Raw genomic sequence first — 7,275 nt, forward strand, 5'->3', positions numbered from 1 at the left:
GGGGGCGTGGGGCCTCTGCCTCTCGCGTTTTATGCGCCGCAAATATCTTCCGCCAGTGATGGCCCGCCTCTCGTGCTGCCGGGCAGCGGCAGCACCGAAAAGGTTGAGCCGGTTGCGGCTTTTGCCGCGCCGACAGCGAAAACTTTTCGTGCCTTTAGCCGAGGTTATCCTCGGCGCATTGCGTTTGTAGCGGGGGCGTGGGGCCTCTGCCTCTCGCGTTTTATGCGCCGCAAATATCTAGAGGCAGTGATGGCCCGCCTCTCGTGCTGTCGGGCAGCAGTCCCTTTTATTGGCTAGTGAAAACGGCCCCTTCCGGGGCCGTTCTGATACGTCGGCAACCGCTCTGGTGGTTGCCGCATTTGTGCTGGCTGCTAGGGATAGAATCCTGTGGGCTTTTCCGACAGATTGATAAGAATATTTTTCTGCTGGGTGTAGTGCTCAAGAATGATCTTGTGCGTTTCACGCCCAATGCCCGATTCCTTGTGCCCGCCAAAGGGCGCGCCCGCCGGGATGCTGTTGTAGGTATTCACCCACATGCGGCCCGTTTCAACGGCGCGGCTTATGCGCATGGCCCTGTTGATGTCGCGCGTCCAGACAGCGCCGCCCAGACCGTAGGGGCTGTCGTTGGCCATGGCCACAACTTCCTCTTCCGTCCTGAACTTGATGATGACCGCCACGGGGCCGAAGATTTCGTCCTGCGCCACGCGCATGGTATTGGTGACGTTGCCGAGCAGGGTAGGACGCATGAAGCAGCCCTTGGCGAGCTCGCCATCAGTGATGCGCTCGCCGCCGCAAAGCACGGTGGCTCCTTCCGCCTTGGCCTGTTCAATGCAGAGTTGTATGGCCTTGAGGTGCGATTCGTAAATCTGCGAGCCCATCTGGGTTGCGGGATCCCACGGCAGGCCTACTTTGACGCGGTTGAAGCGCTCCACTGCTTCTGCCACGAACTGGTCGTAAATGTCCTCATGCACAAAAACACGCGACCCGGCGCAGCACACCTGCCCCTGGTTGAACAGAATGCCCATTTGCAGGCCGTCCATGGCCAGATCCCACTGACAATCGGGAAAGTAGATATTGGCCGATTTGCCGCCCAGCTCGAGGGTGGAGGGGATGAGGCGTTTGGCCGCTGCAAGGCCCACCTGACGGCCAACTTCTGTTGATCCGGTGAAGGCAAGCTTGCGGAAGCCAGGATGCTCAAGCATGAACTGGCCGGAACGGGAGCCGCGCCCGGTAATGACGTTGAACACTCCCTTGGGCAGCACGTCTGCAATGAGCCGCGCAAGTTCCAGCACGGAAAGGGACGTGTGGTTGGAAGGCTTGAACACGGTGCAGCACCCGGCGGCAAGCACGGGGGCCAGCTTCCAGGCGGCCATGAGGAAGGGGAAGTTCCACGGCACAATCTGGCCCACAACGCCGATGGGTTCGCGGAACACCAGAGACATGGTGTGTTCGTCCAGCATGACGGCGGTGCCTTCATCGGCGCGCACCACCCCGGCAAAGTAGCGGAAGTGGTCGGCGGCAAAGGGAACGTCCACATTCATGGTTTCCCGGATGGGCTTGCCGTTGTCCAGGGTTTCCACCATGGCAAGATGTTCTTTGTTGGCATCAATAATGTCTGCAATTTTCAGCAGCATATTGGCCCGTTCAATGGGGTCGATCTTTTTCCAGCTGTCCCAAGCCTTGTTGGCAGCCGCCACTGCTGCGTCCACGTCTTCCTTGGTGGCTTCGGCGCAGGTTGCCAGGCGCTCGCCATTGGCGGGGCAGAAGGTTTCAAACGTGCCGCCGTCGGAGGCCTGTTTCCACTGGCCGTCGATGAAAAGGGAGTACGAATCCTGAATGTCCGGTTTGTTCATGAATCACTCCTTTTTTTAAAACCATGATTGTCTGAAGGACAATAAGATAGATATATGGATTGCAAATCCATATTGAATAGTAGATTTTTGTTCATGCTGACATGATTTAATACACATTGTGAAAAAAAATACAATTTTAAATTATATTTATATAATCATTCAACACTACAAAATCTGCTTGTTGCGTAGTAAATAAAGCAATGCAGGCTTATTTTGCAAACGTGTCACGCTAATATTGCGTATCAGGATGGCTTGCTCAAAAAAGGTATGGGATTCAGGCAGGATGTGTGAAAGCACCCGGCCTGAATCCCATAGTAATGGCAATATGTTGGAATGAAATCAGCTTTTTGCTGCGCGGTAGCCGTGCGAAAAGTCGGCGGCATACAGGCGTGAGGGCGCGCCCTCGCGGCTTTCTGCGGGCAGTACAAGAAAAACTGTCTGTCGGGTGAGGTTGTGGCGGGTTATGCACTGGGCCAGCTCGCCCAGCGTTGTCCAGTGCAGCTGCTCCTCGGGCCAACTGACCATATGGGCGCAAAAAACCTGGGTTTCTGGCGGCAGGCTGCGCAAGAGCTCGTCCTGAAGGGCCTGAGCCGACGCTGCGGAAAGGTAGACGGCCATGGAGGCCCCATGCTGGGCCAGCAGGTGCAGATGCTCACGCGCCGGCACCGGGGTGCGGCCCTCAAGGCGGCTGATAATGAGGCTCTGGGTTACTTCCGGCACGGTAAAGGTAATACCCGCCGCAGCCGCTGCCGCGCAGGCGGCGGTAACGCCCGGCACCACACGCCAGGGAATGCCGTCCGCATCCAGCAAGGCGGCCTGCTCGCGCAACGCGCCGTACAAGGAGGGGTCGCCCGTATGCACGCGGGCCACGGAGCGGCCCTCCAGTGCGGTTGCCCGCACCAGCGCATGGCACTGCTCAAGATTCAGCGGGGCGGAATCCACAACCATGGCGTTGGGCGCGGCACAGGCCACCACCTCGCGAGGCACCAGCGAACCCGCATAGAGTACGAGGGCTGCCCGTTCAATGGCCTTGCGCCCCTTGATGGTCATGAGGTCAGGATCGCCTGGCCCTGCGCCCACAAATGTAACGATGCCGGGCGTCACCCCGGTTTGTTGCGCGCTGTCCACGCTGCTACCTGCCTTCGGGCTGTGCGCCGGACTGAATGGGAGCAGGCGCGGGTTTTTGGGCGGCAAGCAAAAATACGGGATTCATGGCTGCCAGATGAACATCGCCGCCAAGGCTCTTGCCTTCAGCTGCGCTGAGTTGCAGAATTTCCACAGGCCAGCCCATGTCTTCGAAAAAGCGGCGACACAGACTAAAGCTGTCCAGAAGCACACAACTGACCACCACGCGCCCCCCCACTGGCAGGCGCAGGCATACATGCCCCAAGATGTCATCCCCGTCATCGCCGGAAAGGCCGCCGCCAATAAACACCCGCTGCGGATCAGGCAGGCCGGGCAGGCATTCGGGGGCTTGCCCGAGGCGTACTTCCACATTGGCCGCGCCAAAGCGGCGGCGGTTTTCCTGAATGCCCATGGCGCGTCCGGCGGAGCGTTCCACCGCGATCACGCGGCCCTCATGGGCCAGAACGGAAGCCTCAAGAGCCACAGCGCCCGAGCCGGAACCGAGATCCCACACCACATGCCCGGCTTCAATGCGCAGCAGCGCCAGAGCGGCGGCGCGCACGGGCTTTTTGCTAATAAGGCCCCGGTCAACCGCAAGCTGGTCGGCGTCAAGCCCAAGATGCGGGCGGCGGGCCGGAGCCATGGGTATCAGCACCATTGTGCAGGCCGGGCCAAATTCGCGCCCAGCGGCATCGGCCATGCTCAGGTGGCTGACGCATTCATCGGCAGCGCCCATGCGTTCAAAAATATGGGCATCAAACCAGTCCACCCCACGGTCGAGCAGATGGCGAGCGAGCACATCGGGCGACATGCGTGCATCAGTAAGGATGCAGAGCGGCGCATTCTTGCCGCAGGCCACGTTGAGGGGGCGCAAATCATCGCGCCCGTGCAAGGAGAGGCAGATAACCTTGTGCCACGGCAGGGACAGGCGCGCACAAGCCTGTTGCAGGGAACTGACAGCGGGCAGCAGGCGCACGGCATCCGGCCCCATGCGGCGCACAAGGGTCGCGCCGATGCCAAAGAGCAGGGGGTCGCCGTCTGCCAGCACAAGCACACGTTCCCCTGCGGCCCGCAACTGGCTGAGCCGGGTGAGCAGCGGTTCCAGCGGCGTGGTCAGGGGCAGCAGCCGCGCCTTGAGGGCGGGGCCTGCGGCGGGTGCGGCATCCTGACAGCCTGATGTCTGGTCATGTGCGGGCTGGTCTTCTGTCGAAGGCTCTTCTGCGGTACTCGTTGCGGCCCCGGTTGCGGCGTTGCTGTTGGTTTCCAGACTTCTGCCGGAAAATTCTTCCAGCAGCATGCGCCCGGCGCAGATCACATCGGCTTGTTCCGCAAGCTGGCGCTGGGCTTCAGCCAGACCAGCCAGACCTCGCGGACGTGCGCAGTCGAGGCCCATGACCGTGATGGGTTCCGGCGCGACAGTTGTTGGCTCAAAAACAAAGAATGACTGCAACATTTCCGACATGGGCGGCCAGTCGTCCTGCTCGGATGTGCCCGCAACGGGGGGGCTGGCGGGCGTAGCGGCAGGTGTTGCAGGAGCGGCAGGCGCGCTCTCGGCCGCAGGAGCAGCCTGTGTGATACTGGCGGCAAGTGTGGTTGTCACTGCTGCTACAGCGGATTCGGCTGGTAACTCTGCGGGCATGTCGGCGGCGGCATGGTCATCCACATGAACATCAACATCGGCAGGGGTATGCGCAAGGGGCTGATCCGCAGGGTGCTCGTCGGGTCTCTCCACCGGGCAAACGGCAAGGGCCTCGGCCTGAACAGCATTGGTCGCGTCATCGTCCCGTGTCGGGGTGTCGGGCGTATGGGGTGGCACGGCAAAGCCGGGCAGTGAGACCTGTTGTTTCATAACGCCAATAATTCCCTGCCGTCGATGTGAAAAAGGTGCAGGCTCACGGGCCGGCCTGCAAAAAGTTGCGCTGTGTACGCTGCCTGTTGCGCCACCCGCTTGATAGTTTCTGCCCCGGCGCTGTCTGCCAGCAGCAGTTCCAGGGCGTGAGCCGCTGTCACGCATCGGGGGATGGCATTCGCGCAGGCAGCGCCTGCCTCGCTGGCAAGCCGCCCAAGAGCCTGCATGTCCAGCGTGGAATCCTTGGCATGCGTGTAGGTATGCCCTTGGGCAAGCTTGACCAGCTTACCAAAAAAGCAGCCCCAGATAATGCGTTCAAACTGCATGCTCCCCACAGCTTGCAAGGAGAATTGCGCAAAATCCGCCACCTGCACAAAGCACCGCTCCGGCAGGTCGGGGTAGCGGTCCATAAGCAGCCGTTCCGAGCGCCTTCCCGTGGTCAGGCATGCGCTCTGGCAGCCTGTGGCGTGGGCCACGGCAAGCCCTTGCTCGATGGTGGCCTTCCACGCATCATGGCTGAACGGACGCACCGTCCCCTGGGTTCCCAATATGGAAATGCCGCCTTCAATGCCTAGTCTGGGATTGAAGGTCTGGTGCGCCAGCCGCGCGCCATCAGGTACGCTGACAAATACTGTCAGCCGGGTGCGGCTTTGAAGGGCTGCGGCGTGTTCCTGCTCCTGCGCCTGAACGGCGTAGGTTATCTGCTGGCGCGGTACCGGGTTGATAGCAGCCTGACCAATGGGCACGGGCAAACCCGGCAGGGTAACGCGTCCCACCCCCGGCCCTCCCTTTATAATGATGTGGTCAGGGTATGCAACTGCCGTGTCGGGGGATGTCCTCCCCCCAGAATGGATGGGCGGCAGCGCGCTCTCCACCACCGTGGCTGTTATGCGCGCGCCTGAGGTGGCGTCAGGGTCATCGCCGCCGTCCTTGATTATGCTGGCGTGGGCTATGGCAATGATATCCGGTGGAGGCGGATCGGCCAGCCCGCTTGCGGTGTTGGCATCGGGAGCAGCCCATGCCGCCTCCAGTTCCGGCGCAGGCCCTGCGGCGCAGCTTTCAATGTGCAGGCGCAGCCAGCCCCGAGGCTCGGGCAGCCAGCCGCTGCTTTTGCACGGATTGGGCGTGCCCTGACCCGCCCCAAAAGGGGGTAGGGGCACCCGGATTGCATCCGGGGCTGTGCCCGTGCGCAACAGTTGCAGTGCGGCCAGCGCTGCCCCTGTGGCGGCGCTGCCGGTAGTGAACCCTTCCCGAAGCTTTTCAGCCATGCGTCAGCTCAAAGTGGGGGACAAACCAGATGTCAGGCTGGCTGCCATGCCTGAAGCCGGATTTGGGGCCAACACTGGTCGTGCGTCTGGATCAGGCAGCCAGACCTTGCCACGGGCCACAAGCGACACCGGGCCGTCTATGCCTGCCATATCAAAGCCGCCTTCTGCAAACAGCCGCACATCCAGAGCCGAACCTCCGGGCTGCATGATGGAAAAAGAACGGCGCGTACCTGCGCGCGCAAGGCACAGGGCCAGGGCCAACGCCCCGGAACCGCAGGCATTCTCAAGAAATGTTGTTCCGGCATCGCGCACATGCACAAGGGGCAGCATGTCCAGCAGGCCCTGGCATTCCCGCCACCAGACGACGCCTGCGGCAGGTTCGGCATCAAGGCCGTGCTGCTGGCGTAGCTGGGCAGCCACGGCATGGCAGTCATCGGGCAGGGGGTGCGTTGCCCCGCCAAGCAGCAGGTGGCAGATGCCCGGCAGGCGCACCAGATGCGCACCTTTTTCTATAGTAGTAATGGAATACTCGGGGAGGCGCAGCAGGGCCTCCACCTGCCAGACCGGGGCAGAGCCTCGGGTGCGCAGGCGCACGGGAGTCTGCCAGCCGGAGACCTGGATTTCATCAAGGCGGGCAGGATGTTCTGCTGTGTCCGCAACTTCGTGCGTTCGCTCGTTGAGAGGAACAATTCCGTCCAGCACGCCCTGTTCCGGGCCTGAATATTGGGCAGTGTATGCCAGCAAGGCCCCTACGGCGCGGCTGGCATTGACGCAAAATTCACCGCCCGCCATACGTAGTTTGCGCTGGGGCAGGTTCACAAATCCCGCCTGTTCACCCCCGAGCATGGAAGAATCCAGCGCCAAAGACGCCAGACGCGCCTGTTCCGCCGGGCGTTGCCCAGCGTCGGGAAAAAGCAGAGTGGTGTTGCCCCCCGGGCTCCATTTGGAAAAAGTCAGTGCAGGCATGAAAAATCCTTGGTTCTTGGCAAAGTATGCCTCAGCCCCGGCGGGCTGTCCAGCGTTGGCGGCAGAGCGGGGGCAGCCGCCGGATTTTTGCTGACAAAGGGAAATAATCGGATGTACGTTGCAGTTGGACTGTGATGAAAAAGCGAAAGAGTGTTTCCTATTTACAACTTGCGGTTTTTCCTAAACGCGGGTATGTGAAAGGCAGTTGCCGTCT

Annotated in this window: 5 protein-coding genes; all 5 read right to left on the minus strand. The window is 61.3% G+C overall.

Annotation, left to right across the window (positions count from 1 at the left end):
• Positions 1-371: 371 nt before the first annotated feature.
• The 5 genes from VEZ52_RS08525 to VEZ52_RS08545 all read right to left on the minus strand — a co-directional run bounded on the left by VEZ52_RS08525 (position 372) and on the right by VEZ52_RS08545 (position 7,061).
• Complete coding sequence (locus VEZ52_RS08525; RefSeq protein ID WP_324836447.1) at positions 372-1,853, minus strand: aldehyde dehydrogenase family protein; 1,482 nt, start codon at positions 1,851-1,853, stop codon at positions 372-374.
• A gap of 339 nt (positions 1,854-2,192) precedes the next feature.
• A complete protein-coding gene (cobM, locus tag VEZ52_RS08530; RefSeq protein WP_324836448.1) occupies positions 2,193-2,981 on the minus strand; it encodes a precorrin-4 C(11)-methyltransferase in 789 nt (262 codons plus the stop codon).
• A gap of 4 nt (positions 2,982-2,985) precedes the next feature.
• Complete coding sequence (cbiE, locus tag VEZ52_RS08535) at positions 2,986-4,827, minus strand: precorrin-6y C5,15-methyltransferase (decarboxylating) subunit CbiE (RefSeq protein WP_324836449.1); 1,842 nt, start codon at positions 4,825-4,827, stop codon at positions 2,986-2,988.
• Positions 4,824-6,095 (minus strand): cobalt-precorrin-5B (C(1))-methyltransferase CbiD, encoded by a 1,272-nt coding sequence (cbiD, locus tag VEZ52_RS08540; protein ID WP_324836450.1) that lies wholly within the window; start codon positions 6,093-6,095, stop codon positions 4,824-4,826. Before cbiD ends, cbiE begins: the two co-directional genes overlap by 4 nt.
• A gap of 3 nt (positions 6,096-6,098) precedes the next feature.
• The gene (locus VEZ52_RS08545) at positions 6,099-7,061 is read right to left on the minus strand and encodes a hypothetical protein (RefSeq protein ID WP_324836451.1); all 963 of its coding nucleotides are present in this window, start codon (positions 7,059-7,061) and stop codon (positions 6,099-6,101) included.
• Positions 7,062-7,275: the final 214 nt, after the last annotated feature.

Origin of the sequence: Desulfovibrio sp., assembly GCF_035644575.1 — a bacterium.
In the GTDB taxonomy this organism is placed as follows: domain Bacteria; phylum Desulfobacterota; class Desulfovibrionia; order Desulfovibrionales; family Desulfovibrionaceae; genus Desulfovibrio.

What these genes read in the sequence shown, in the direction of transcription:
- VEZ52_RS08545 (WP_324836451.1), bottom strand. Translation starts at nt 7,061, where the DNA reads ATGCCTGCACTGACTTTTTCCAAATGGAGCCCGGGGGGCAACACCACT.
- VEZ52_RS08525 (WP_324836447.1), bottom strand. Translation starts at nt 1,853, where the DNA reads ATGAACAAACCGGACATTCAGGATTCGTACTCCCTTTTCATCGACGGC.
- cbiD (WP_324836450.1), bottom strand. Translation starts at nt 6,095, where the DNA reads ATGGCTGAAAAGCTTCGGGAAGGGTTCACTACCGGCAGCGCCGCCACA.
- cbiE (WP_324836449.1), bottom strand. Translation starts at nt 4,827, where the DNA reads ATGAAACAACAGGTCTCACTGCCCGGCTTTGCCGTGCCACCCCATACG.